The sequence below is a fragment of the Methylorubrum populi genome (assembly GCF_002355515.1).
Lineage (GTDB): Bacteria > Pseudomonadota > Alphaproteobacteria > Rhizobiales > Beijerinckiaceae > Methylobacterium > Methylobacterium populi_A.
Map to the genome: position 1 here is coordinate 4,293,296 of NZ_AP014809.1, position 23,802 is coordinate 4,317,097.

Annotated in this window: 23 protein-coding genes; 13 read left to right on the plus strand and 10 right to left on the minus strand. The window is 70.6% G+C overall.

What is annotated here, in order from left to right:
• Positions 1-93 precede the first annotated feature (93 nt).
• Entirely contained in the window at positions 94-1,032 is a 939-nt protein-coding gene (locus MPPM_RS19895) for a FecR family protein (protein WP_096486538.1), read from the minus strand.
• A 111-nt stretch (positions 1,033-1,143) separates the two neighbouring features.
• The gene (locus tag MPPM_RS19900) at positions 1,144-1,665 is read right to left on the minus strand and encodes a sigma-70 family RNA polymerase sigma factor (protein ID WP_096487939.1); all 522 of its coding nucleotides are present in this window, start codon (positions 1,663-1,665) and stop codon (positions 1,144-1,146) included.
• A gap of 916 nt (positions 1,666-2,581) precedes the next feature.
• On the opposite strand from MPPM_RS19900, the gene MPPM_RS19905 reads away from it, so the two are divergent.
• From MPPM_RS19905 to MPPM_RS19935, 7 genes are all read left to right on the plus strand, one after another.
• On the plus strand, positions 2,582-4,369 hold the full coding sequence (locus MPPM_RS19905; RefSeq protein WP_096486539.1) for an IucA/IucC family protein: 1,788 nt from the start codon (positions 2,582-2,584) through the stop codon (positions 4,367-4,369).
• A 4-nt stretch (positions 4,370-4,373) separates the two neighbouring features.
• Positions 4,374-7,328, plus strand: a complete 2,955-nt coding sequence (locus tag MPPM_RS19910; RefSeq protein WP_096486540.1) for an IucA/IucC family protein — start codon at positions 4,374-4,376, stop codon at positions 7,326-7,328.
• Positions 7,325-8,650 (plus strand): DUF6005 family protein, encoded by a 1,326-nt coding sequence (locus MPPM_RS19915; RefSeq protein WP_096486541.1) that lies wholly within the window; start codon positions 7,325-7,327, stop codon positions 8,648-8,650. The genes MPPM_RS19910 and MPPM_RS19915 overlap by 4 nt, the downstream gene beginning before the upstream one ends.
• Entirely contained in the window at positions 8,647-9,483 is an 837-nt protein-coding gene (locus MPPM_RS19920) for a sugar phosphate isomerase/epimerase family protein (RefSeq protein ID WP_096486542.1), read from the plus strand. The genes MPPM_RS19915 and MPPM_RS19920 overlap by 4 nt, the downstream gene beginning before the upstream one ends.
• A 28-nt stretch (positions 9,484-9,511) precedes the next feature.
• The gene (locus tag MPPM_RS19925; RefSeq protein WP_096486543.1) at positions 9,512-9,790 is read left to right on the plus strand and encodes a DUF2218 domain-containing protein; all 279 of its coding nucleotides are present in this window, start codon (positions 9,512-9,514) and stop codon (positions 9,788-9,790) included.
• Positions 9,791-9,839: 49 nt separating this feature from the next.
• A complete protein-coding gene (locus MPPM_RS19930; RefSeq protein WP_096486544.1) occupies positions 9,840-10,361 on the plus strand; it encodes a GNAT family N-acetyltransferase in 522 nt (173 codons plus the stop codon).
• 166 nt (positions 10,362-10,527) lie between these two features.
• Positions 10,528-11,217, plus strand: coding sequence for a DUF4142 domain-containing protein (locus MPPM_RS19935; protein ID WP_096486545.1), 690 nt, complete (start codon positions 10,528-10,530; stop codon positions 11,215-11,217).
• A 251-nt stretch (positions 11,218-11,468) separates the two neighbouring features.
• Here MPPM_RS19935 and MPPM_RS19940 read toward each other — a convergent pair whose 3' ends face one another.
• The 5 genes from MPPM_RS19940 to MPPM_RS19960 form a co-directional block, all read right to left on the minus strand.
• Positions 11,469-11,792 (minus strand): hypothetical protein, encoded by a 324-nt coding sequence (locus tag MPPM_RS19940; protein WP_096486546.1) that lies wholly within the window; start codon positions 11,790-11,792, stop codon positions 11,469-11,471.
• A gap of 150 nt (positions 11,793-11,942) precedes the next feature.
• Positions 11,943-12,740 carry a TetR family transcriptional regulator gene (locus MPPM_RS19945; protein ID WP_096486547.1) on the minus strand — a complete coding sequence of 266 codons (798 nt, stop codon included), beginning with the start codon at positions 12,738-12,740 and terminating at the stop codon, positions 11,943-11,945.
• 69 nt (positions 12,741-12,809) lie between these two features.
• On the minus strand, positions 12,810-13,649 hold the full coding sequence (proC, locus tag MPPM_RS19950; RefSeq protein WP_096486548.1) for a pyrroline-5-carboxylate reductase: 840 nt from the start codon (positions 13,647-13,649) through the stop codon (positions 12,810-12,812).
• A gap of 57 nt (positions 13,650-13,706) precedes the next feature.
• Positions 13,707-14,213 carry a type III secretion system chaperone family protein gene (locus MPPM_RS19955; protein ID WP_012455845.1) on the minus strand — a complete coding sequence of 169 codons (507 nt, stop codon included), beginning with the start codon at positions 14,211-14,213 and terminating at the stop codon, positions 13,707-13,709.
• A gap of 336 nt (positions 14,214-14,549) precedes the next feature.
• Positions 14,550-14,831, minus strand: coding sequence for an accessory factor UbiK family protein (locus MPPM_RS19960; protein ID WP_026105500.1), 282 nt, complete (start codon positions 14,829-14,831; stop codon positions 14,550-14,552).
• 243 nt (positions 14,832-15,074) lie between these two features.
• On the opposite strand from MPPM_RS19960, the gene MPPM_RS19965 reads away from it, so the two are divergent.
• Complete coding sequence (locus MPPM_RS19965; protein WP_096486549.1) at positions 15,075-15,797, plus strand: response regulator; 723 nt, start codon at positions 15,075-15,077, stop codon at positions 15,795-15,797.
• The gene (locus MPPM_RS19970; RefSeq protein ID WP_096486550.1) at positions 15,794-17,278 is read left to right on the plus strand and encodes an ATP-binding protein; all 1,485 of its coding nucleotides are present in this window, start codon (positions 15,794-15,796) and stop codon (positions 17,276-17,278) included. The genes MPPM_RS19965 and MPPM_RS19970 overlap by 4 nt, the downstream gene beginning before the upstream one ends.
• 22 nt (positions 17,279-17,300) lie before the next feature.
• Here the strand turns inward: MPPM_RS19970 and MPPM_RS19975 are convergent, their stop codons facing one another.
• Positions 17,301-17,957 carry a glutathione S-transferase family protein gene (locus MPPM_RS19975; RefSeq protein ID WP_096486551.1) on the minus strand — a complete coding sequence of 219 codons (657 nt, stop codon included), beginning with the start codon at positions 17,955-17,957 and terminating at the stop codon, positions 17,301-17,303.
• Between the two features lie 364 nt (positions 17,958-18,321).
• On the opposite strand from MPPM_RS19975, the gene MPPM_RS19980 reads away from it, so the two are divergent.
• Positions 18,322-19,536, plus strand: coding sequence for a polyhydroxyalkanoate depolymerase (locus MPPM_RS19980; RefSeq protein WP_096486552.1), 1,215 nt, complete (start codon positions 18,322-18,324; stop codon positions 19,534-19,536).
• Between the two features lie 312 nt (positions 19,537-19,848).
• Positions 19,849-20,157 carry a 30S ribosomal protein S21 gene (rpsU, locus tag MPPM_RS19985; RefSeq protein WP_096486553.1) on the plus strand — a complete coding sequence of 103 codons (309 nt, stop codon included), beginning with the start codon at positions 19,849-19,851 and terminating at the stop codon, positions 20,155-20,157.
• A 98-nt stretch (positions 20,158-20,255) separates the two neighbouring features.
• Here rpsU and MPPM_RS19990 read toward each other — a convergent pair whose 3' ends face one another.
• Positions 20,256-20,645, minus strand: coding sequence for a response regulator (locus MPPM_RS19990; protein WP_096486554.1), 390 nt, complete (start codon positions 20,643-20,645; stop codon positions 20,256-20,258).
• A gap of 309 nt (positions 20,646-20,954) precedes the next feature.
• On the opposite strand from MPPM_RS19990, the gene MPPM_RS19995 reads away from it, so the two are divergent.
• A complete protein-coding gene (locus tag MPPM_RS19995; RefSeq protein WP_096486555.1) occupies positions 20,955-21,740 on the plus strand; it encodes a class II glutamine amidotransferase in 786 nt (261 codons plus the stop codon).
• A 152-nt stretch (positions 21,741-21,892) separates the two neighbouring features.
• A complete protein-coding gene (locus MPPM_RS20000; protein ID WP_096486556.1) occupies positions 21,893-22,684 on the plus strand; it encodes a TSUP family transporter in 792 nt (263 codons plus the stop codon).
• A 28-nt stretch (positions 22,685-22,712) separates the two neighbouring features.
• On the opposite strand, the gene MPPM_RS20005 is transcribed toward MPPM_RS20000, so the two are convergent.
• Positions 22,713-23,759: a MaoC family dehydratase gene (locus MPPM_RS20005; protein ID WP_096486557.1), complete on the minus strand. Its 1,047-nt coding sequence runs from the start codon at positions 23,757-23,759 to the stop codon at positions 22,713-22,715.
• Positions 23,760-23,802: the final 43 nt, after the last annotated feature.

Genomic DNA, 23,802 nt, shown 5'->3' on the forward strand with positions numbered 1-23,802 from the left:
GCGGCACGCTTCGCGTCGTCCGCGCCCTCAACGATTAAGATCAACGGGCGCGCGATCTCCTGACGTGGGACACGCGGTTTTTTTCGCGCGCCCTCACAGGGGTGACCCGACCAGCACCAGCAGGGGCGAGAGCCGCCGGATGCGGACACCCATGGTCGCGGCGATCGCGTCGAGGGCCTCGTCGGTGTTGCGGGCGTCGAACGCGCCGGTCACCCGCCGCTCCCCGAGCCGGGCATCGAGCAGCACGATGCGACCGCGGCGGTAGCGATCCAGTTCGGCCAGCACCGCCGCCAGCGGCTGTCCGGCGAAGATCAGCCGGCCGTCGCGCCACGCCGTGTCGCGCTCCACATCCGCGGCAACAACCTGCAGGGCGCCTTCGCCGACACGAATCCCCTCTCCGGCCGAAACGAGGGCCCGCCCGCCCGGCCCCGACACGTCGACGCGCCCCTCCGCCACCCCCACCGGACGGGCCGCCCCGTCCGCACGCACGAAGAAGCGGGTCCCGACCGCGCGCACGCTCAGGCCGCCGCCGCGCACGACGAACGGGCGGTTCGGGTCGGGCACGACATCGAAGCTGGCCTCGCCCCGCAGAAGCGCGATCCCGCGCTCCCGCTCGGTGAACCGCACCGCGAGCGCCGTGTCCGTGTTGAGGTCGACGCCGCTGCCGTCGGCGAGGGTCGCGTGCTCGATGGTGCCGACGTCGCTCCACAGATCGGCGCGCAGCCGATCGAGGAGCCCGATCTGATGCATCAGGGCGCCGCCTCCGATCAGGGCGAGGGCGGCGAGAGCGGCCAGCCTCTTCGGAGGTCCCTTGCGCGGGCGGGGATCGGGGAGCTGCCCGAGCCTGCGCCACAGCGCATCCATCTCGGCATAGGCCGCCGCATGGGCCGGATCGGCCCCGTGCCACGTCTCGAAGGCCCTGCGGTCGGCCTCGGTGGCATCGGAGGAGGAGAGCCGCGCGACCCAGGCCGCGGCTTCGCGCTCGAGCGGATCCTCACCGTCCTCGGCATCCGTCCCGTCGCTGGCGACCACGTCGTTCCCCCGGGGCCCGCCGCGGCCCGATATGGCGCGGCGCGGGTCTCCTATCCCCTTAGATCAACGAGGTCGCGGCCTCCTGATGCGATCGGTTCAAAAAATCGCGGTTCAAAAAAGATCGAGGCGGCTGCGACGGCAATGAAGCAGGGCCTTGATGATGTGCTTCTCGACCATGTTGCGCGAGATGCCGAGGCGCAACGCGATCTCTCCGTTGGCGAGGCCGTCGAGGCGGCTGAGCAGGAATACCTCGCGGCAGCGGGGCGGCAGCGCGTCGATCGCCGCGGCGAGCCGCATCAGCTCCTGGCGGGCGATCGTCTGCCGCTCCGGCAGGGCATATCCGTCGGCGATCTCGGCGAGTTCCGCCTCGCACTTCGCCGCGAACAGGGTCCGCTCCAGACGGCCGCGGTTGCGCATTCGCAGGGCGACGTTGGTGGCGATGCGGAACAACAGGGCGGAGGGGTGCTCGATGCTCGTGCGCGAGAGCGCGGCGACCATGCGCAGATAGGTTTCCTGGCTCGCATCCGCGGCATCCGCCGGGTTGTCGAGCAGGCGCAGGAGGAAGCGCCGGAGCTTCAGACCCTCGTGCCGGTAGAGGGCATCGATCGACACCCCCGTCGCCCCGCCCGTCATGACATCGGCCCCGCCGCCCACAGATGATCCCGCACCACTTGATGAGTGAGGATCGAACAGAAGCAGGCAGGCGGATGATGCAAGTGCTGCAATAGCTTGTATGACTTCCAATCTAGGCGCCGACACCATTGCAAGGTGTTGGCCATACAGTCGAATTGTTTATTCTGAACGGGAGACAAGAATTATTACAACTCAAGCCCTGGAAGCATTTCATCGCCTCGTTGCAGATCAGCAACAGGTCACCTCACCATCGCACCCCCCGGAATCGGCGGGTCGAGATCATCCGACAGCGCATGAACCAAAGCCGGAAACCGAACCTGGGCCGGACCGAACCGGCCGGGTCACCCGATGAGGCGGCAGAGCGGCACAACCAGAGATCGGCCGCTCGCGCCCGCCCCCTTGCCGCGCAACGCCGCGGCACGCCTTCGCACCCGAGACGCAACCCCAGTCAGGCAAGAATAAATAAAGGAGATCCGCACCGCCAACCGACTGACACGACAGAACAAATCCGCCGACACCCTAAATCAAGAACAATTCCAATTGTTTTATCTTCTCTTGACGCATGCTTCGAGTTTGCGCGACACGCATTCAGCTTTACGCGATTCGAGAGAGCGCTCGGTCCGATGAGCAAGTACAACGAAAAGCAATTTTCTTCTTCTTACGCTTCTACCAACACCTTCTTTCTACCCACGAAACCGCATCCCGGTCGGAGCCGGCCTCCGCAACGGTGAGTTCGCCGCGCTTTCGGCTGGTACGACGGCGAGCGGAAGGTCGCACGGATCCCGTCGACGAGCCGCTGACGCGCCATCCGACGGGAAGGCCGGATCGGGGCCGGGTCCGCGGGTCGGCGGACGCCCGCTCCGGCCGCGACACGGCCGGAGCCAGCCCTGACGTCTCTCACGAGGTTCGGAGGATCATGCCACCATCGCCCCAAATCATCGCCGAGGCGGCAGCCTTCCGCAGCTTCGCCAACGGGTATCTGCGCGAGATCGACCCCGGTATCCGCGTCCGGCACGCGCTGGCGGACGGGCCGCCCGCCTCTTGCGTCGAGTGGAACCTGCGCAGCCGGCGGCTCGCGATCCGGGCCGAAATCCTATCCCCCTCGCTGTGCGGCGCCCACGGCTTCGGCCGCCTCTGGACACGCCACCTGCACGAGCCGCGCTGGCGGACGGTGGCACCGATGCGGGCGCTTCAGGAGCTGCTCGGCGAGGCCTATTCCCGCGCCGACGAGGGCAGGGGCGAGACCGCCCGCGAGCGCGAACTGGAACTGCTCGGGCGCGTGCTCGACAGCTACCGCGAGACCGCCCGCCTGCTCGACCTCGCGGAGCGGAGCAAGGATGCGGAGGAGGGCTTCATCGGGGCCGAGCGCGCCCTGGTCTTCGGCCACTGGCTGCACCCGACGCCCAAGAGCCGGCAGGGCCTCACGACCTGGCAGGCCCGCGCCTACGCACCGGAGGAGGGCGGCTCGTTCCGCCTCGCCGTGTTCGCCGCGCAGGCGAGCCTCGTCCGTCACGATTCGGCGGTGGCCCGCGCCGCGCCCGACCTCGCCCTCGACCTGCTCGGCGCCGACGCCGCCCGGCTGCCCCTGCGCGCGGGGGAGATCGCCCTGCCGATGCATCCGCTCCAGGCCGAGGCGCTGTTGCTCGAGCCGCATGTCGCCGCCTGGATCGAGGCGGGCCGCCTCCGGCGGCTCGGCGCCTTCGGCCCCCGCTTCACCGCGACCTCCTCGCTGCGCACCGTCTACGCCGCCGAGAGCCCGTGGATGGCGAAGTTCTCGCTGCCCGTCACCCTCACCAACTCGCTGCGGGTGAACCGCCTCGCCGAACTCAAGGCCGGCGTCGCCGTGGCGCGGCTGCTGGCCAAGAGCGGCTTCGAGGCGCGGCATCCGAACTTCCGGATCCTCGCCGATCCGGCCTACCTTACCCTGCACTGTCCCGGCCGCGAGGAGAGCGGCTTCGAGACGGTGCTGCGGGAAAATCCCTTCCGCGGCGGCGCGGAGCGGGGCGTCGCCACGCTGGCGGCGCTGACCGCCGAGCCGCTGCCCGGCGGTCCCTCGCGGCTGGAGGCCCTTCTGGGGCAGGTCTGTCCGGAGGGTACAGCTGCGCGCGCCCAGGCCGCTCGCCGATGGTTCGGTCTCTATCTCGACTGCATGCTGGAGCCCGTCGTCGCGCTCTACGACGGGCACGGCATCGCGCTCGAAGCCCATCAGCAGAACGCGCTGCTCGACATCGTCTCCGGCTGGCCGCGCCGCGGCTTCTACCGCGACAACCAGGGTTTTTATCTCTCCGAGGCCGCCCGCCCCCGGCTCCTGCGCGACGCGCCCGAGACCGGATCCATCGGCTCGCTCTACTTCGCCGACGGCGAGATCCGGCGGCGGCTCGCCTACTATCTGGTGGTCAACCAGATTTTCTCCGTCATCGCCCGGATGGGCCATGACGGGGTGGTCCGCGAGGAAACGCTCCTCGACGACCTCGCCCGCCGCCTGGAGGCGATGGCGGCCCGCCTGACCGGCGCCGGCCGCGCCTTCGCCCGCTCGGTGCTCGAAGGACCGACGCTCTGCACCAAGGCCAACCTGCGGGTGCGCCTGTGCGACCGCGACGAGCTCGCCTCGGGCGACGGCACCGGCAACTACATCGACATGCCGAACCCGCTTCACCTTCGCGCGGCGGCTCGGAGCGAGGCCGGCCGTGCCCTCGCCTCGTGAGACCATGAGCCACCCCGAGGAGCGCGTCCTGCGCCAGTTGGCGCAAGCCGTCCTGTTCGAGGGGCTGGCCGCGGGCGATCCGGCCGGCGCCGCCCGCCGGATCGCGTGGCGTCTCGGCCCGCACCGCTTCCGCGCCACCGGCACGCTCGGCCCCTTCGGCCGGCCCCGCCTCGATCCCGGCTCGGTCGAGAGGGCGGCCGGGGAGGGATGGGAGGCGGCCCGCCTCGCCGATCTCGTGGAAGCGCTGCCCGCCGCTCCCGAGCACCGCGCGCGGCTGCTGGCCGAGTTGGAGCAGACGGTCGCGCTCTGCCGCTGGAACGCCCGGAACCTGTCGCTACTGGCGCGCCGCACCCTGCCCTTCGCCGCGCTCGATGCGGCTTTGTGGGAGGGACATCCCTACCATCCGAGCTTCAAGGCGCGCACCGGCTTCACCCTGGAGGATCATCGCCGCTACGGGCCCGAGGCCGCGGCACCGTTCCGCCTCGAATGGCTCGCGATTGGACGCGACGCGATCGCCCTCGCGCTGCCGGGCGCGGAGGCCGCGTTCTGGCGGGCCGAACTCGGCGATGCGTGGGACGTGCTCGCCCGCCGCCTCGACGAGGCCGGGCATTCCCTCGACACGCATGCGCTGCTGCCGGTCCATCCCTGGCAGATGCGCCGGCTCGAAGGCGCGGCCCTGCGGTCCTGGCTGGCGGAGGGCCGCGCGGTCGCTCTCGGCATCGCCGGCCCGCGTTACGTCGCGAGCCAGTCCCTGCGCACGCTGCACAATTTCGACAATCCCTCCGCCGCGAGCGTGAAGCTCGCGCTCGCCGTCGTCTCGACTTCGAGCCTGCGCATCCTCGATCCGCATTTCGTGCTGACGGCTCCGGTCCTGTCGGACTGGCTCGCCGGCCTCGTCGCGGACGATCCGTTTCTGCGTGGCCGCGTGACGGTGCTGCGCGAATACGCCGCCGCGCTCGCCGACCGGGACGGTCCGCTGGCCGGGCATCTCGCCGCGATCTGGCGGGAGAGCCCGCGCCTCGCCCCCGGCGAGGCGGCGGTTCCCTTCAACGCGCTCTGCGTCCACGAGGCGGACGGCCGCCCCTTCGTCGCGCCCTGGCTCGACCGATACGGCCGCGACGCCTGGCTCGACCGCCTCGTCGAGGTCGCGGTCATGCCGGTCTGGCACTTACTCACGGCGCACGGCGTCGCCCTGGAGGCGCATGGCCAGAACATGATTCTGGTCCACCGCGACGGCTGGCCGGACCGGGTGATCCTGCGCGACCTCCACGAGAGCGCGGAATACGCCCCCGATTTCGTGGCGGACCCGGAACGGGTGCCGGATTTCGGGGCGATCGATCCGGCCCATGCCGGCCCGGCGGACGACCGCTTCCACGCCATTCGCTCGGCCGCGACGCTGGCCGAACTCGTCACCGACAGCCTGTTCGTCTTCAACCTCAGCGAAATCACCGGCCTCCTGGCCCTGCGGCACGGCCTCGACGAGGCGACCTTCTGGCGCCGCCTCGGCCGGCGATTGCGGCGCCATGCCGTCGAGCACGGGCTGGAGGCGCGCTTCGCCCGCCTGTCGGTCGAGGCGCCCGGCTTGCGGGTCGAGGCGCTGTTGTCGCGCAAGCTCGGGCTCGGCGCGGCGCAGGACAGCCTGCTGGCCCCCAACACCCTGTTTCCTTCCCCTCACGCCCCTTCCGGAGCCTGCATGATCGAGATCGACGGCCGCACCATCCCGGCGGACGCGATGGAGGCCGCCATCCGGCGCGTCGAGGACGCCGCGGCCCTGCGCGGCGGCAGCGGCGAGCGCGTCGCCGCGCGCTTCCGTGACACCGCCCAGTGCCTTGCCTTCATCCTCGCCGCCCGTCGGCACGGGGCGAGCCTGCTGCCGATCCATCCGGCCCTGCCGGACGAGGGCGCGCGCCGGCTCGCCGAGCGCGCCGGCTGCCACCGCCTGTTCCTCGACGGCCTGGAGGGCGAGGCGCTCGCCGGCGCCGCGCCGCCGGTCCCGGGGGAGGGCGAGCTGCTCCAGATGAGCTCCGGCACCACCGGCGAGCCCAAATGCATCGCCCGCCCCTGGGGCGCGGTGGAACGCGAGATCGAGAGCTACGTCGGCGCCTTCACCGAGCCGGACGGCATGACCCCGGTCATCGCCTGCCCGATCACCCATTCCTACGGTCTGATCTGCGGCCTCTTCGTGGGCCTGGCGCGCGGCCGCGTGCCGGTGATCGTGGACACCACCAATCCGAAATACCTCCTGCGCCGCCTGCGCGAGATCGAGCGGCCGGTGCTCTACACCGCGCCGGCCATGCTGCACACGCTGGCCCGACTCATGCCCGAGGGCGAGACCCTGCACGCGGCGATGGTCTCGGGCACGCTCCTGCCCGCGCCCTGGTTCGCCGCCATCCGCGGGCGCGTCACCCACCTGTTCCAGCAATACGGCTGCTCGGAAGCCGGCTGCATCGCGATCAATCCGGATCTGCGCCGGGCCGACGCCATCGGCCGGCCGCTGCCGCACCACCGCGTCCGGGCGGGGACGAGCGCCGAGGCGCCAGCGGAGATCGTGGTCGAGGGGGAGGGCGGGGCGATCGGCACCGCCGATCTCGGCTACCGCGAGCCCGACGGCATGCTGGTCTTCGTCGCGCGCAAGGACGACACGATCAACGTCTCGGGCCTCAACGTCTATCCCGGCGAGGTCGAGGACGTGGTGATGGCGATGCCCGGGGTCACCGACGCCGTGGCCTTCGCCCGGCCCGACCCGTTCGCCGGCGAGCGGGTGACGCTGCTGTTCAGCGCGGAACGCCCCGTCCCGCCCCGCGCCCTCCAGGATTGGTGCCGCCGCTGGCTCGCCGGCCATCAGGTGCCGGTCGAGGCGGTGCAGGTCGGCGCGATCCCGCGCGAGGCCAACGGCAAGATTTCCCGTCGCGCGGTCGCCGCACAGTACCGGGACGGCGGCCTGGAGGCGGTGGCGTGAGCAACGAGACGCTGATCGCGGCCATCGGCACGGTGCTGCGCGAGGAGATGCGCCATCCCCATCTCGATCGGTTCGGGCCGGAGGCGCGGCTGAACGAGGATCTCTACCTCGATTCCGTCCAGCTGCTTCAGCTCATCCTGGCGCTGGAGCTGACGCACGGCGTCTCGGTGCCCGAAGCGGCGATCAATCGGCAGGACGTCTCCACCGTCGCCGACCTCGCCCGGCTCCTGGCGCCGGGGGCAGCCGAACCGGCCGTGGCGCCCGCCGAACCGGAGGCATCCTCCGAGGGCGTCCACGGCGCGATGCCCTACGATCTGAAGATCCACTGCTTCGTCAGTTGCGTCTGCGACGGGCTGAAGAGCCGCGGTATCGACCACCGCCCGTTCTACGCTCTGATCTGGGACGCCGAGTTCGCCATCACCGACGGGTCGCGGCTCGCCTACCACTCGGACGCGATGGACCACGAGTCGTTCCGCTACTGGTTCGAGCGGCTCTACGGTGTGCCACTCGTGTCCTGGTACGACCATTCCCGCTCGAAGGACGAGAACGTCGCCACCCTGCTCGACCTTCTGGAGCGGCGCGAGCCCGAGGCAAGCATCATGGTGATGCTCGACATGTTCCACCTCCCCGAGCGCGAGAACAAGTTCAACCAGAACCCCTTCCCGCACTACCTGCTCGTGTCGCTCGGCGACGATCCCGACCTGTGGCAGGTCCGTGATCCCGATTTCCGCTGGGAAGGCGTGATCGAGCGCGCGCGGATGCTGAACGCCATCCGCCAGCCCAGCGTCGCCGGCGGCTACCGCTTCGATCCCTCCCTCGCCCATCCGCCCGCGGACACGGATCTGGCGGCCTTCTTCGAGGCCTGCTTCCGGTTCGACGCCAACCCGCTGATCGATGCCGCGCGTGCCATCGTGCTCGCCCATGCCGAGGGGCGCGGGGGTTTGAGGCTGACCGAACTCGGCGAGGCCCTGCGCGAACTGCCGGTCATTACCATCCGCAAATGGGCCTACGAGCACGGCTTCGCCTTCTTCTGGCGGGCCCTGCGCTGGCCGGACCCGGAATTCCAACGGATCTGCGACGAGATCGAGGCCCTGGTGAACGGTCTCACCGCCCTGCACTACGCCGTGCTGAAGCTCGCCCGAACCGGGGACACGGCCGAACTCACCCCCGTCCTCGCGCGTCTCGACGCCCTCGACGCGCAGGAATTCGCGATCAAGCGGCAGCTCGCCTCCGCCTACGCCGCGTGGCGGCAGACGAGCCCGGCTCTCGGCCCCGCCCCCGGACGCGCCGCGCCGCCCTCCCGCGAAAGGCTCCCCGCATGAGAATCGCGCTCTGCACCATCAGCTTTCGCCACCATCTCGTGTCGATCGGCGAACTCGCCCGCTTCGCCCGCGGCCACGGCTTCGACGGGATCGAGTTGTGGGGCGTGCATGCCCGCAATCTCGGCCCCGGCGACCACGCCGAATGGCTCGCCGCCTACGGGCTGCGGGTGCCGATGCTGAGCGACTACCTGCCGCTCGATGCGCCCCTCGAAACCCTGACCGAGCGGACCGCCGAACTCGCCGGCCTCGCGCGGAGCTGGGGCGCGCCGCGGCTGCGCACCTTCGCCGGGACCAAGGCCAGCGCCGCCGCCGCGCCGGAGGAGCGCGCCCAGGTCGCCGCTCGCCTGCGGATGGCGGCAGAGCAGCTCGCCGATTGCGGCCTGCGGCTCGTGGTGGAGACGCATCCCGGCACGCTCGCCGACACCACCGCCTCGCTCCTCGACCTGCTGGCGGCGGTGGATCACCCGAACCTCCGGGTCAATTTCGACACGCTCCACGTCTGGGAGGGCGGCGACGACCCGCTCGCGGCCCATGCCCGACTCAGCCCGCATATCGACTACTACCACCTCAAGAACGTGCGCAGCCGCGCCGACCTGTCGGTGTTCGCGCCGGCCAACGTCTACGCCGCGGCCGGACGGCGCGAGGGCATGACCCCCCTGTTCGAGGGCGCGCTGGATTACGGCGCTTTCCTGAAGACGCTGCCGCCGCAGGCGGAAGGCTCGCTCGAATGGTTCGGCGAGGCCTCCTTCTCGGTGCTGCCGACCGACCTTTTCCGCCTGCGCAGCGCCACCGCCGGCCGCCGCGGGGCCGCCCCCCTCCACGCCGCGCGCTGAGCGGGCGCTGCATATTCAGGAGACCGCCATGACCGAGAGCCGCGCCGTCGTCGGCACCCCGCATGCCAGCCGCTATCTCCAGCAGCTCTGCAAGCACTGGTCGCACCGGTTCGAGACCGAATCGAGCGCGACCCAGGCCCGGATCGCGCTGCCGCTCGGGGAGACGCGCCTGACCGCCGACGCCGAGACCCTGACGATCGACCTGACCGCGGGGGACGCCGCCAGCCTGCCCGACCTGCGCGACGTGGTCGTGCGCCACATCGAGCGCTTCGCCTTTCGCGAGACGCTGCGCTTCGAGTGGACGTGAGCACGCCCCGCAACGAGCCAGAACCACCTCTCAGGGAGCACGGACCGGAATGAACGGCATGGGCAGAGACGGGGACTTGACCATTCGGGCGATGCGCGAGGAGGACGCGCCGGATCTGTTCGAGATCTACAATCAGCCCGCCTTCCGCTTCGGAACCCTCGCGCTCCCCTTCGAGTCGTTCGAGGCGGTGAAGAAGTGGGCGGAGCCCCGCTCGCCGCGGGATCTGCACCTCGCCGCACAGGCAAACGACCGCGTGGTCGGGGCGGCGGCCCTGCGCCCCTTCTACGGCCGGCGGGCGCATGCGGCGGAATTCTGGATCGCCGTCCACGAAGATTTCGCCGGCAACGGCATCGGCTCGCGACTTCTCGCGGCGGTGATCGATACGGCGGACAACTGGATCAATGTTTCGCGCATCGAGATGACGGTCTTCACCGACAACGCGCGCGCCATCGCCCTCTACGAGAAGTTCGGCTTCGTCATCGAGGGCACGCACCGGGCCGCCACCTTCCGCAACGGCCGCTTCGACGACGTGCACTGCATGGCCCGCCTGCGCCCGTCGAGCGGGCTCTGACACGCGGCCGAAACGGCGACGCCCGTCTCCTGAGCGTCTTCGATCGGCAAGCTCCTCGAGCGCCAGGAACATTGCTGATTTCGCGAAGGTTTCGCCCGTCAGACTCCGGCTCCGCTCAAGAAAATCGGCGCTCGGGTTTCGTTTCCAGACCGGGAGATCCGATACCATGCATCGGCGCGATTTTCTGACGACCATGCTGACCGCAACGGCTGCGCTGGCCGTCACACGCACGGCCCTCGCTCAACCCGCGCCGGCCGGCACCATCCCGGCCCCCGTCTACCTCGCCATGGCGACGAAGGGCGGCCTGTTCCTCGAGAACACGGCGCGCGACGCTCACGCCAAGACCCGCAACCCGCGCGTCAAGGCCTTCAGCCGGGCGGAGGTGACCGAGCAGGTCAACCTCGCCCGCAAGCTCGACCCGTACATGGGTGCGGCGCCCATGGCGGCCGGTGCGCCTCCCGGTCCGGGCGGGCTTGTCGGCGGACTCGTCGCGGCGCCCCTGGCGGTGGCGGGCGGTGTTGCGGGGGCGACCGTCGGCGCCGTCGGCGGCGTGGTCGGGGGCGCCCTGGGTGCGCCGGGCGGGGCCGGCCCGGGCGCCATGACGACGGACGAGCAGAAGGCGCAGATCCTGTCGCAGCTCTCCGGAATGCAGCCCGGCCCCGAATACGACGCGATGTTCGTCAACGCCTCGCTCCAGGGGCATCAGGAGGCCCTCAACATCCACGGCTCCTACGCCCAGGCCGGCGACGACCCGGGCCTGCGCCGCATCGCGGCAGGCGCGATCCCGCTGATCCAGCGGCACATCGCGCAGCTCTCGCGGATGCAGGCGACGATGGGCGGCGCGCGGCAGGGATAGGGCGTGTTTCGACGGAGCGGAGACCGGTCCGTCGAGAGAAAGCGCGTTGAAGACGAACCGAGGGACGCCAGCCTGATGCAATCAGGTCGGCTTCCTTAGGTCCCGAGACCACGGCGCCTTGCTTTGAAGGCCAATCCAGGGAGCGGTGCCGTCAACGACGTTCGGCCGAGCGCCTTCCGTGAGCAGACGGACCGCGCCTCCCGTAAGGCGGAACGGAGACTTCAGCTGGCCCTTCCTGGACAAAGAACTCCTCACGGCCAGAACGGCGTTCGCGTGCGTGGCTGCGCCGGCGGATAGACCGCTGCGGGGTCCTTGCCCTCTTCCGTCAGGGTGTGAATCGTTTCCCAGTACGATTTCAGCCAGCGACGCGCTTCGAGCACGCCGACGAAAACGCCCAGCGCCACCCCGATCGACGTGCTGAGAGCGATCTTCGACGCGTCCCAACGCAGGATATACTCGTCAGGACCGGGACCAGGCCTGATCATGGAGCCGATGCCTCCGACGGCCCCCATGAGCGTGAAGTAGAGAAACTTGTCCGCCACGATGGCGGCGAACTTTCTCTGCTTGAACTGCACGGGCGAGCCCTCCCACCGAAGCACTCGCCCAGAAGCATCATGACCGCGCGACGAACCCGTTAAGCGGGCATTCCCCGGAACGGGTTACCCACACCGACTTGCATCGGCCAACCCGTTCCGGCTCCGGCCTCGTGCGCGCGGCGCCGCCGCTCAGATCGCCGCGGCCGGGTCGCGGTCCTCTCCGTCGCCCGCGGGCGGCGTCCGGTCGCGCGGGGAGCGCCGCTCCATCAGGGCGCGGCCGAGGGCGCGCAGGGGTGCCGTGAGGCGGCGGGCGTCGTCGGCGCGCTCCATAATGGTCTCGCCGCGGCGGATCTCGCGGTCGAGCTTGGCCATGGTGCGGGCGAGCGCCGGGTCGTCGTCGTCCAGCCAGACCTCGACGGTGCGGGCGAAGGCGATCACCGTGCCCTGAAGCTTGAGCCGGCCGAGCGGCCCCTCCGTGTCGATGCCGGCGGCGGCCAGCATGTAGCGGTGGGAGTTGAGGGCGACCCCGTTGAGCGCCAGCATGGAGAGGACGTCGCCGCGCAGGGCGAAGGCGATGCGCCGCAGGGCCGGCTTGTAGGGCGCCATCGCGTCGAGCCGGCGCATCAGCACGTCGAACAGGCGCTCGCGGGCCGGCTCGTCGGCGAGGTCGGCCGTGTCGACTTCCAGCACCTTGCGATCGATGATCCGCGACAACCCGCCGAGCACGGCCCCCTTCGAGGGGAAGAGGTCGCGCAGCTCGGCCAGGCTCAGATCCGCCTCGCGGGCGATGTCGCCGATCTCGATGTCGTTCCAGGGCTGCTCGGCGGCGAGCCGCATCAGCGCCTCGACCGCCGCCTCGCGCGGATTGGGCTTGTTCGCGTCGGGCTTGTTCGCGCCCTTGGTCCGCGCCTTGCCGGATTGCGACGAACCGGACGGCCCGCCGGTCTCGGGCTTGCCGCCGGTATTGGGCTCGGGCGCCGTGTCCATGATCCGTCTCCGTGTTCGGTTCGACGTGTCATGTAGGGGCGAAGCCGCCGGGTTGAACCCGCTGCGCCGTCAGCCGGACAATTCGCCCGCCCGCCGCTTGGCCGCGGCGACCGCTTCCCGCATCAGGTCGGGCAGGGCGCCCTCGCGCATCAGCACGGCCAGCGCCGCCGCGGTGGTGCCGCCCGGCGAGGTCACGTCCCGGCGCAGCTGCCCGGTCTCGCGGGCATCGGCATCGAGCAGGGCACCGGCGCCCGCGACGGTGGCGCGGGCGAGCTGCGCCGACAGGTCCGGCGGCAGACCCGCCGCCACGCCGGCCTCCGCCAGGGCCTCCGCCAGCAGGAAGACGTAGGCCGGCCCCGAGCCCGAGACCGCGGTCACCGTGTCGATCAAGGCTTCGTCGTCGAGCCAGGCGACGAGGCCGGAACTGGCGAGCAGCCTTTCCGCGCTCGCCCGTGCCCGCGGCCCGACCTCGGGGCTGCCGGCGGCACCGGTCGCCCCCCGGCCGATGCTGGCGGGCAGGTTGGGCATGACGCGCACCACCGCGCGGGCTCCCGGCAGGCGGCGCTTCAGGTCGGCAATGGTCTTTCCCGCCAGGATCGAGACCACGAGGGTGTCCGGGCCGATCCAGGGCGAGAGCGCGGCGGCGGCCGCATCGAGAACCTGCGGCTTGATGCCGAGCACCAGGGCTCCGGCCGGGGCGGCGGCCTCGGGGTTGAGGCGCAGGCCCCGCTCGGCGCAGAGCGCGGCGATGTCCGGGGACGGCTGCGGATCGATGACGGTCACGGCGGCGGGGTCGAGGCCGCCCGCGAGCCAGCCCCGCAGCAGGGCCGCCCCCATCTTGCCGGCCCCGACCAGAACCAGAGGGGTGGGGAGGGCGGCCGGAAAGGTCTCGGTGTTCGCGCGCGTCATGGCCCCTCGATCCCACCGGAGGCGCCCCGAATCAAGGGCGCCGCCCCGCGGGAACGGCTACGCCTCGCCCTCGGTCTCGAACAGCACCGCGTCGAGGGCCTCGCGGGCCTCCTTGCCGGCCCAGAGCACGAATTGGAACGCTTGATAGTAGCGCTCGCAGGCGTCGGTGGCGGTCTTCATCATCATGGCGCACTGCCCCTGGGTCGGCGCGATGCCGTCGGTGAGCAGCAGGGAATGGCGGAACATCACCACGCTGTCGGACGACCACAGGTCGAAATGACCGATCCAGAGCTGCTCGTTCACCAGTGCGACGAGCCGCAGGATCTCGGCCCGGCGCCGCTCGGGCACCTTCAGATCGAAGGCGGCGGCGACGTGCAGCGACTCGACCTCCTCGATCCAGGTGAAGGCGACGTGGTACTCGGCCCAGCGCCCCGAGACGGAGACCGACATCTCGTCCGTCTCGATCCGATCGAAGATCCAGTCCCGCAGCGAGGCGAGGCGCTCGACGACGTCGAGCGGGTGCTCCGGCCGGTCGCTGTCTTCGATGAAGCTGAGCTGGGTCATGGCGATCCAAGTTGTCGACCCGGTCGAAGGCTCGATCGGGCCGGCGGGCAAAGCAGGGCCGTGACGGGAATCGAGGCGACGCCCGTCGATCTCCGTCCTGCGGAGGGGTTCAATCAGATTTCACCGCCCCGGGGTTTGGTTCCACCTTTCCGCCGGGGCGAATCAACTTCGGATCGTTTATAGCCCGCGGCCCCCGCGGGCTTCAAAGCGTCGCCCCGGCATCAGCGGTGGGCAACGCGGCTATCCACCGATGCTTCCTGTGCAAAGAAATCCGGATTCCGCGTTTTCCCTCAACGGTGAGTCTTGAGTGAGTCCTCGAAGACTCGGCGCCGCCGCTCAGACCGATTCCGTGCTGCCTGCGCTTCCGGCCTCGGCGCCGAGGCGGGCCTCCAGGGCACTCACCCGCGCGGCCAGCGCGTCGTTCTGGCTGCGCAGGGCGGCGACGAGGTCGCGCAGCACGTCCACCTCCTCGCGGGTGGCGACGTCCATGTCGCGGATCAGGCGCTCGACCTGGCCCTTGAACATCGTCTCCGCCTCGCGGCGCACGCCCTGGGCGGCCCCGGCGGCGTCGGTGAACAGGCGGGCGACATCGTCGAAAAGGCGGTTCGAGCCTTGCATGGGGATCTCCTCCCGCGCCCGGACCTGTTCGAGCACGTCTCCACGACATAAGAATCGGCGGCCGGCAGGGCAATCGAGCGGCGTTCACGAAACGCGTCCGTCGCCGGTGCCGGCGGCGCGCGGAAAACCGGGCCGGATTGTTGCCGCAGGTGTCGGACCCGGCAGCGGAAACGCCCGGTTACAATCTTCGCGGACGGTCATACTTCCGGGCGGGCCGTGCGGGGGCGTAAGCTTCGTGCCGCCATGACCACGAACCAGCCGACGCCCCACATCCTCGTCGTCGAGGACGACCGCGAGATCAGCGCGCTCGTCGCGCGCTACCTGCGCGCCAACGAGTGCCGCGTCAGCCTCGCGGGCGACGGGCGCGAGATGGATCGGGTCCTGGCCGATGCGCGGGTCGATCTGATCGTGCTCGACCTGATGCTGCCGGGCGAGGACGGATTGAGCCTGTGCCGGCGCCTCAGGGCCTCGTCGCAGGTGCCGATCCTGATGCTCACGGCCAAGTCTGAGGAGATCGACCGGATCGTCGGGCTAGAGATCGGCGCCGACGACTATCTCGGCAAGCCGTTCAACCCGCGCGAATTGCTGGCGCGCATCCGGGCGATCCTGCGGCGCAAGGGGTCCGAACCGCAGGACGGGGATGGCGCGCGCCGCTTTCACTTCTCGGGCTGGACCCTCGATGTCGGCCTGCGCCAGGTGCTGAGTCCGGAAGGCGCGCGCATCGCCATCACGGGGGCCGAGTTCGACCTGCTCCACGCGCTCTGCCTGCGGCCGGGGCGGGTGCTGTCCCGCGACCAACTCCTCGACTTGACGCAGGGGCGGGCGGCGGGTCCGTTCGAGCGCAGCATCGACGTCCTGGTCTCCCGCATCCGACAGAAGATCGAGCGCGACCCGCGCAACCCCGAGATCATCCGCACGATCCGCTCGGGCGGCTACCTGTTCGCACCGGAGATCGGCCGCTCATGAGCCTCGTCAAGACCGCAACGGGCCCGGCGGAAGCCCCGGCCTCGGACTCGTCCCCCAAGCAGGACCGGAGCCGGCGCCCGCCGCGGCTCCGCCTCGCCTGGCCGCGCCCGAAGAAGGCGGCCGGGCAGATCGCGCTCCTCGTCGTGGCGGCCCTGCTCGCCGCCCATGTCCTGGCGGCGGTCATGCTGCTCGCCCTGCGCGAGCCGTGGCGGCCGGACGAGCGGCCGGGGGTGGCGGCGACGCGGCTCTCGACCGTGGCGCGGCTGCTCGATGCCGCCGAGCCGGGCGAGCGGGAGGGGATCCTCCGGGCGGCGGCACGCGGCCTTCCGACCCTGCGCATCGCCCCCTGGGATGGCGAGACGCCGCCGGCGGGGACGGGCGATGCCGACGACGAGATCGAGCATCATCCCCTGATCACGCGCCTGCGCGACGGCTTCGGGCGGGCGCTGCCGGTGACCGACCTCTCCCCCGGCCACGACCGGGGGCGGACCGGGCTCCTGCAGATCGGCATCACCACCCCGGCCGGCGCCCGGCTGCGGGCGGTGCTGCCCGACGATTTTCCCCGCCCGCCGGCGCAGGGACCGATCATCTTCACCTTCGTCTTCCTGGGCGTCAGCCTCACGCTGCTCTCGTTCTGGGCGACGCGGGCGCTCACCGCGCCGCTCGCCGGGCTCGCCGCGGCGGCGGAAGCCTTCGGCACGGCGGAGGAACCGCCGCCCCTGCCCAAGCGCGGCCCGGAGGAGGTGCTGGCGCTCGCCCGCGCCCTCGACCGGATGCGCACCCGCCTGCTGCGCCTGCTCGACGACCGCACGCAGATGCTCGCCGCAATCAGCCACGACCTGCGCACCCCGATCACCCGGCTGCGGCTGCGCGCCGAATTCATCGAGGACGAGCGCGCCCGCGAGATGACCCTGCGCGACCTCGATCAGATGAACGGCCTCGTGGAATCCGCGCTCTCCTACGTCCGGGACGGGCAGGGGGCGCCGGGCGGGGGCGAGACCACGCTGATCGACCTCGCCTCGGTGGTGCAGACGGTCTGCGACGGGTTCTCCGATATCGGCGCGGCGGTGAGCCTAGAGCGGACGCGCCACGTCCTCGTGCGTGGCCGCCCCGACGACCTGCAGCGGGCGATCACCAATCTCGTCGACAACGCCGTGAAGTACGGCGGCGGCGCCCGCCTCGTCATGGGGCCGGCAGGCTCCGGCGATCATCCCGGCGTGGCGGTGGAGGTGATCGACGACGGCCCCGGCATCCCCGATGCCGAGCGCAGCGCCATGCTGCAGCCCTTCGTGCGCGGCGACCGGGCCCGCAACCTCGATTCCGCCAGCGGCTTCGGCCTCGGCCTGTCGATCGTGCTCGCCATCGTCGAGGGCCATGGCGGGCGCCTGCGCCTGGAGAACCGCCCCGGCGGCGGCCTCTGCGCACGCATCGAGCTGCCGCTCGCCGCAGGGCGGTCCGCGGACAGTGGCGCCTCCGCCTGACGGGCTGGGCCGGCGGCCGCCCTCAGAACTCCATGTCGAGCTCCTCGATCTCCTCCGGCTCGGCTTCGGCGAGCGCCGCCCACTCGTTCATCAGGTCCCAGGCGAGGATCGTGTCGCGGTAGGTCGCTGCGGTGTAGGGAAGCGTGACGTCGTAAGTGCGGAAACGGGTGCAGACGGGCGCGTACATCGCATCCGCCAGGGTCGGGCGCGCCCCGAACAGGTAGGGGCCGCCCGAGCGCGACAGGCAATCCTCGAAGATCGCGCAGATGCGCTCGATATCGCCCTTGGCGCCGTTGAAGATCTTGAAGCCGCGATGGAGGCTGCGCAGGTTCATCGGCAGGGCCGAGCGCAGGTTGACGAAGCCGCCATGCATCTCGCCCGAGACGGCGCGGCAGCGCGCGCGCTCGGCGGCGGCCTCGGGCAGGAGGCCGGCTTCCGGCCGGATCTCGTTGAGATATTCGGCGATGGCGAGCACGTCCCACACCGCGACCGCCCCGTGCTCCAGGCGCGGCACGAGGAAGGACGGCGACAGGTGGAGCAGTTCGGCCCGCGTCGCGGCGTCCGAGCCGGACAGCACCGCCACCGAGAGATCGAGTCCGGCCATCCGGCACAGCAGCCAGCCGCGCAGGGACCAGGACGAGTAGTTGCGACTGGAGATCGTGAGCGTCGCCTCGGCCATGGCCCTCTCCCGGATACGCGTTCCACCCGAGCCGACGGCCCAGGGCGCCCGACCGACATCCAAGACTCGTGCCGCGACAGGTGCCGCGACGGGGGTCTGCACCCGCCCGGACCGCCACGGCCCGGAGATAGATTTCCTCTCCTCGCGGCAGGCGTGCAAAGTGATGCATCCACATCACAGCGGCGCGGGATGTACTTTTGATCAGTTGCGCCCAATCCAGAACCGCTTAGCCTGCTTCGTCCGGCATCGTCTCGTGAGGGCGGCAGCGGCGATCCGGAAGCGAGGCGGGCGAATCCGGGCCATTCGGGACGTTCGCGAGAGATTGGCGCGTGCAGGCACCTTGCGCGCTTGGAGTTCGGGCCCGATGCTCTACCACGCCTTCGATGTCCAATCGGACATCGCCCGGCAGACCCGGCAATGGGGCCGGCTCCTGCAGGAGGCCGCCGCCCCATGGATGCGGACGCCCTGGCACGATGCCGCGAAATGGTGGTCGGCGGGCGCGCGTATGATGATGCGGGCCGGCCTCACCTTCGCGCGGCCGGCCTACGGCATCCATGCCGTGCGGGTCGGCAACCGCGACGTGCCGGTGATCGAGGAGCCGGTGCTCGCCACGCCCTTCGGCACCCTGTTGCGCTTCCGCAAGGATATCGACACCGTTCAGCCCAAGGTGCTGGTGCTCGCGCCCCTCTCGGGCCATTTCGCCACGCTGCTGCGCGGCACCGTGCGCACGCTGCTGCCCGACCACGACGTCTACATCACCGACTGGCACAACGCCCGCGACGTGCCGGTCTCGGAGGGGCGCTTCGGCTTCGACGATTACGTCGACCACGTCGTGCGCTTCCTGGAGACCATCGGCGAGGGCGCCCACCTCATGGCCGTGTGCCAGCCCGCGGTGCAGGCGCTCGCCGCCACGGCGGTGATGGCGCACACCAAGAACCCGGCCCAGCCGCGCAGCATGACCCTGATGGCCGGACCGGTCGATTGCCGCGTCAGCCCGACCTCGGTGAACAGGCTCGCCACCTCCAAGCCGATCGAATGGTTCGAGCAGAACCTGATCGAGACGGTGCCAGGCCGCCACAAGGGTGCGGGGCGCCGGGTCTATCCCGGCTTCATGCAGGTGTCCGCCTTCGTCTCGATGAACGCCAAGCGCCACTCGGACGCGCATCGCGACCTGTTCTGGCACTACGTGGACGGCAGCGCCGACAAGGCGCAGGCGATCGAGACCTTCTACGACGAGTATTTCGCCGTGCTCGACTTGACCGCCGAGTTCTACCTCGAGACCGTCAAGACCGTCTTCCAGGACTACACGCTGGCCCGCAACCAGCTCACCTATCGCGGCGAGCCCATCGACATGGGTGCCATCCGCCGCACCGCCCTGATGACGGTGGAGGGCGAGCGCGACGACATCTGCGCGGTCGGCCAGACCATGGCCGCCCACGACCTCTGCTCGGGCCTGCCGCCGCACATGAAGAGCCACCATCTCCAGGCGGGGGTGGGTCACTACGGCGTGTTCTCGGGGCGCAAGTGGGAGGCCCAGACCTACCCGATCGTGCGCAACTTCATCGCCTCGCACGCCTGAGCCGAGCCTCCCGTCGTCATGATGAGTGTGTGGGCCTCGCCGCGAGCGTCGGCGAGCCCGGGGCGATCGATCGAAAACCGCGCGGCTCCGAACGGGCGAAGGCTTGCAAGAGGCTTTCGCGCACTTCCAACACGAACCTGTTTCGTGTATGCCGCGCGCTCAGGTGCAATTCTTTCGCACCGATTCGGCTGCCGTCACGACGCCTCCTCCGGAACAAAGCCGGGGCAGGGGCGCCTGACGGCTTTTTCCCGGTTCCGCCGGGAATCCGAGGCCGGTGCGGTTCGAAACAACAGATCCTAGGGGTTGATTCCGTTGCAGGTACTCGTTCGCGATAACAACGTCGATCAGGCGCTCCGCGTCCTCAAGAAGAAGATGCAGCGCGAGGGCATCTTCCGCGAGATGAAGCAGCGCAAGGCCTACGAGAAGCCCTCCGTGCGCAAGGCTCGCGAGAAGGCCGAGGCCGTCCGCCGCGCCCGCAAGCAGGCCCGCAAGACCGCGATCCGCGAGGGCCTGATCGCCGCGCCGAAGCCGAAGCCCCGGACCGGCGCCCCGCGCCGCCCCGGCATGCCGAGCTTCTCGCAGCAGCCGGCCGCCACGCCGGCGCCCGCCGCCGCCTCCTGAGGCCGGCCGGCCCCGGCGCGGGTCGCACAGCGACGAGACTAAAAAGGCCCCGCCGGTCGCACCGGCGGGGCCTTTTTTAGTCGGATCCGACGCTCGACTCAGGCGGCGCGCGCGGTGAGGGTGGCGCGCTCGGCCTGCCGCAGCAGCTCCAGAGGCAGCCACGGCTTGCGCATATAGACCGCGTGCGGCGGGATCTCGGTCCGGCGCTCCTCGCGGGCCTCGGAGGTCACCACGAGCCGCACCTCCGGCCACCGGTCCTCGACGGTGCGCGCCAGGGCCGCGCCATCCATCTCACCCGAGAGATGCGTGTCGGCGATCACCATCGCCACGGTCACATCGCCGCGCTCGAGCACGGCGAGCGCGTCCTCGGCGCTCGAACAAGCGATGACGTCGAGGTCGGTCTCCTCGATCAGGGCGGTCGCGAGGTCGCGGGCGGCCTCGTCCTCCTCGACGACGAGCGCGACCGGGCTGTCTCCGGTGTGAGCCATGATGTCTCCCTGAAGCTGTGCGAGCGGTTCGGAAGCGGCGGCCCGGCCAGGGCACGTCGCACAAGGGCACGTTGCGCAAGGGTACGACGCGGCGGACGCGGCGGCGGCGATGCTTGCCCTGCGACAACAAGTTCGGGGATGATCGGTTCAGCGAAATTGTGCCGGCCTGAACCGCTCGCATCGAGCCGCCCCTTAACGGACTGTTCACCACACGAGTTGAATTGTTACAGTCCGGCGACGCGCGGCGGCCCGAACGGACCGATGCTTGCATCTCTCGCCCTGGACCGCAAAGGAGGCTCTCGTCCCGCCATGTGCCGCTTCCTCGCCTATCTCGGTGAGCCGGTCTTCCTGAACGAGCTGGTCTGCGCCCCGACCCATTCACTGGTTCATCAGTCGCTGCACGCCTCCGAGGCCAAGACCGAGACCAACGGCGACGGGTTCGGGATCGGCTGGTACGGCGAGCATGCCGAGCCCGGCCTCTACCGCGACATCTGCCCGGCCTGGTCGGACGAGAACCTGGTGAACCTCTGCCGTCAGGTGCGGGCGCGGACCTTCTTCGCCCATGTGCGGGCGGCCACCGGCACGGCGACGACGCGGGCGAACTGCCACCCCTTTGTCCACGGCCGGCACCTGTTCATGCATAACGGTCAGATCGGCGGCTATCACCGGATCAAGCGGCGCCTGGAGGCGCTGATCCCCGACGCCCTCTACGACAGCCGCCGCGGCTCGACCGATTCGGAGGCGCTCTTCCTGCTGGCGCTCGCCAACGGCCTCGACACCGATCCCGTCGCCGCGATGGAGACGACCTGCGCCACCGTGCGCGGGCTGATGCAGGAGGCGCGGATCACGGAGGCGTTCCGCTTCACCGCCGTTCTCACCGACGGCGAGACCCTCACCGCCTTCCGCTGGGCCTGCGACGGCCGCCCGCCGAGCCTGTACTACCGCGAGAGCGAGCGCGGCCTGACCGTCGTCTCCGAGCCGATCGACGGCTGCAAGGAGGGCTGGATGATCGTGCCCAAGGGCGGCACGCTGCGGGCGAGCCGCGGCAGCCGCGCCGTCGTCAGCCTGCCGCGGGCGGAGCGGGCCGCCGCCTGAAGGCTTGCCCGGACGACACAGCCATGGTCAAGGATTCGAACGGACGAGTCCTTGTCAAAGGTGCAGGGTAAGGCCCTGCAAATCGGCTCCGCCGACGTCAGGGCGCTGCCCTGACAACCCGCCAAAGGGCTTGAAGCCCTTTGGGATCCCCAATGAGTATTGCGTTCGAGACCGTGGCGGGGCTGTTCGGCGTAGCCGTGGTGGCAGGCGCCATCGACGCCATTGCCGGCGGGGGCGGGTTGATGACTCTGCCGGCCCTGCTGCTCGCCGGGCTCGACCCCGTGAGCGCCATCGCCACCAACAAGCTCCAGGGCAGCGCCGGCTCGGTCTCGGCCACGATCGCCTTCGCCCGGCGCGGATTGATCCGCTGGCCGGAAGCGGCCCCCGCCGCGCTCGGGGCCGGCCTCGCCTCGGTCGCAGGCGCGCTCTGCGTCAGCCTGCTGCCGCGCCCGGTCCTCGACGCGCTGGTGCCGCTCATGCTCGTCGGCATCGCGCTCTACTTCGCCACCGCGCGGCGGATGAGCAACGAGGACGCAGCGGCGCGCATCACCCCCGGCCTGTTCGCCGTGACGCTGGCCCCGGCCGTCGGCTTCTACGACGGCGTGTTCGGGCCCGGCGCCGGCTCGTTCTACATGATCGGCTTCGTCACCCTGCTCGGGCTCGGCGTGGTGCGCGCCACCGCCCATACCAAGCTGTCGAACGCCGCGAGCAATCTCGGCAGCCTCGCCCTGTTCACGTTTCAGGGCGCGGTGATCTGGCCCATCGGGCTCGCCATGGCGGCCGGCGCCTTTCTCGGCGCCCAGGTCGGCTCGGCGCTGGCCGTCCGCCTCGGCGCCCGGCTGATCCGCCCGCTCCTCGTCGTCATCGCCTGCGCGATGGCGCTACGCCTGCTGTCGAACCCGGCCAATCCGCTGCGTCAGGCCGTGGCCGGGTTCTTTTCGTAGACCGATCAGCCTCTTACAGACCGACGTTTCAGCGCGGGATGAAGGCCCAGTAGTCGAGATCGAGGATCACCGACGGGTCGTAACCCTCGCCCTGCTTGTCCGGATAGGCGCCGCAGGGCTGGTTCTTGGCCGCCACGGTGCGCAGACGCAGCGCACCGATATCGCTGCGGCCGGGAAGTTCGGCGGTCTCCAGCACCTCGGACCATGCGTAGACCGTGTCGCCGGCAAACAGCGGCGCCACGTGCCGGCCGGCATTGATGCCGCCGATGGCAAACGCGTTGGCGAGCCCGTTGAAGCTGAGCGCCCGGGCCAGCGAGATGACGTGGCCGCCATAGATCAGCCGCTTGCCGAACTTGGTCTCCCGGGTCGCCACGGCGTCGAAATGGACCTTGGCGGTGTTCTGGAACAGACGGGTGGCGATCTGGTGCTCGGCCTCCTCGACGGTCATGCCGTCGACGTGGTCGATCTTCTCGCCCACCGCGTAATCCGCGAAGCGGTGCGGGCTGCCGGCGAGCGCCGCGTCGTAGGCCGCCGGGTCGAGCGGGGGCAGGGCGTTGGCAAGGTCGGCCGGGTTCACCACCTTGGCGAGCTGCGGCACGTGCTCCTCGGCGATCTTGGCCTCCGGATCGCGCTTGCGCACGAGCACCCAGCGGCAATAGCTCAGCACGGTCCGGCCCGAGGAATCGGAGCCGGTCGAGCGCACGTAGACCACGCCGGTCTGGCGGTTGGAGCTCTCCTTCAGGCCGATCACCTCGGAGACGGTGGAGAGCGTCTCGCCGGGATAGACCGGGCGGTGGAAGCCGCCCTCGGCGTAGCCGAGATTGGCTAGCGCGTTGAGGGAGACGTCCGGCACGGTCTTGCCGAACACCACGTGGAAGGTGAGCCAGTCGTCGAGCGGGCTCGCCGGATAGCCGATCGCACGCGCGAAGGCGTCCGAGGATTGCACGGCGAAGCGCGGACCGTAGAGGGCGGTGTAGAGCGCCACGTCGCCCGTGGTGACGGTGCGCGGCGTGGCGTGGCGGATGGTCTCCCCGAGGCGGAAGTCCTCGAAGAAGCGGCCCGGATTGGTCTTCATGGCGCGCGCGTCGCTCCCTGTACGGCTCTTGCTGGCCGAGGGG

Bases quoted from the DNA above. Each gene is read 5' to 3' on its own strand.
- MPPM_RS19935 (WP_096486545.1), top strand. From the start codon at position 10,528: ATGCATCGGCGCGATTTTCTGACGACCATGCTGACCGCAACGGCTGCG.
- MPPM_RS19900 (WP_096487939.1), bottom strand. From the start codon at position 1,665: ATGACGGGCGGGGCGACGGGGGTGTCGATCGATGCCCTCTACCGGCAC.
- proC (WP_096486548.1), bottom strand. From the start codon at position 13,649: ATGACGCGCGCGAACACCGAGACCTTTCCGGCCGCCCTCCCCACCCCT.
- MPPM_RS19980 (WP_096486552.1), top strand. From the start codon at position 18,322: ATGCTCTACCACGCCTTCGATGTCCAATCGGACATCGCCCGGCAGACC.
- MPPM_RS19990 (WP_096486554.1), bottom strand. From the start codon at position 20,645: ATGGCTCACACCGGAGACAGCCCGGTCGCGCTCGTCGTCGAGGAGGAC.
- MPPM_RS19930 (WP_096486544.1), top strand. From the start codon at position 9,840: ATGAACGGCATGGGCAGAGACGGGGACTTGACCATTCGGGCGATGCGC.
- MPPM_RS19995 (WP_096486555.1), top strand. From the start codon at position 20,955: ATGTGCCGCTTCCTCGCCTATCTCGGTGAGCCGGTCTTCCTGAACGAG.
- MPPM_RS19970 (WP_096486550.1), top strand. From the start codon at position 15,794: ATGAGCCTCGTCAAGACCGCAACGGGCCCGGCGGAAGCCCCGGCCTCG.
- MPPM_RS19920 (WP_096486542.1), top strand. From the start codon at position 8,647: ATGAGAATCGCGCTCTGCACCATCAGCTTTCGCCACCATCTCGTGTCG.
- MPPM_RS19910 (WP_096486540.1), top strand. From the start codon at position 4,374: ATGAGCCACCCCGAGGAGCGCGTCCTGCGCCAGTTGGCGCAAGCCGTC.
- MPPM_RS19960 (WP_026105500.1), bottom strand. From the start codon at position 14,831: ATGCAAGGCTCGAACCGCCTTTTCGACGATGTCGCCCGCCTGTTCACC.
- MPPM_RS19955 (WP_012455845.1), bottom strand. From the start codon at position 14,213: ATGACCCAGCTCAGCTTCATCGAAGACAGCGACCGGCCGGAGCACCCG.
- MPPM_RS19925 (WP_096486543.1), top strand. From the start codon at position 9,512: ATGACCGAGAGCCGCGCCGTCGTCGGCACCCCGCATGCCAGCCGCTAT.
- MPPM_RS20000 (WP_096486556.1), top strand. From the start codon at position 21,893: ATGAGTATTGCGTTCGAGACCGTGGCGGGGCTGTTCGGCGTAGCCGTG.
- MPPM_RS19975 (WP_096486551.1), bottom strand. From the start codon at position 17,957: ATGGCCGAGGCGACGCTCACGATCTCCAGTCGCAACTACTCGTCCTGG.
- MPPM_RS19945 (WP_096486547.1), bottom strand. From the start codon at position 12,740: ATGGACACGGCGCCCGAGCCCAATACCGGCGGCAAGCCCGAGACCGGC.
- MPPM_RS19905 (WP_096486539.1), top strand. From the start codon at position 2,582: ATGCCACCATCGCCCCAAATCATCGCCGAGGCGGCAGCCTTCCGCAGC.
- MPPM_RS20005 (WP_096486557.1), bottom strand. From the start codon at position 23,759: ATGAAGACCAATCCGGGCCGCTTCTTCGAGGACTTCCGCCTCGGGGAG.
- MPPM_RS19965 (WP_096486549.1), top strand. From the start codon at position 15,075: ATGACCACGAACCAGCCGACGCCCCACATCCTCGTCGTCGAGGACGAC.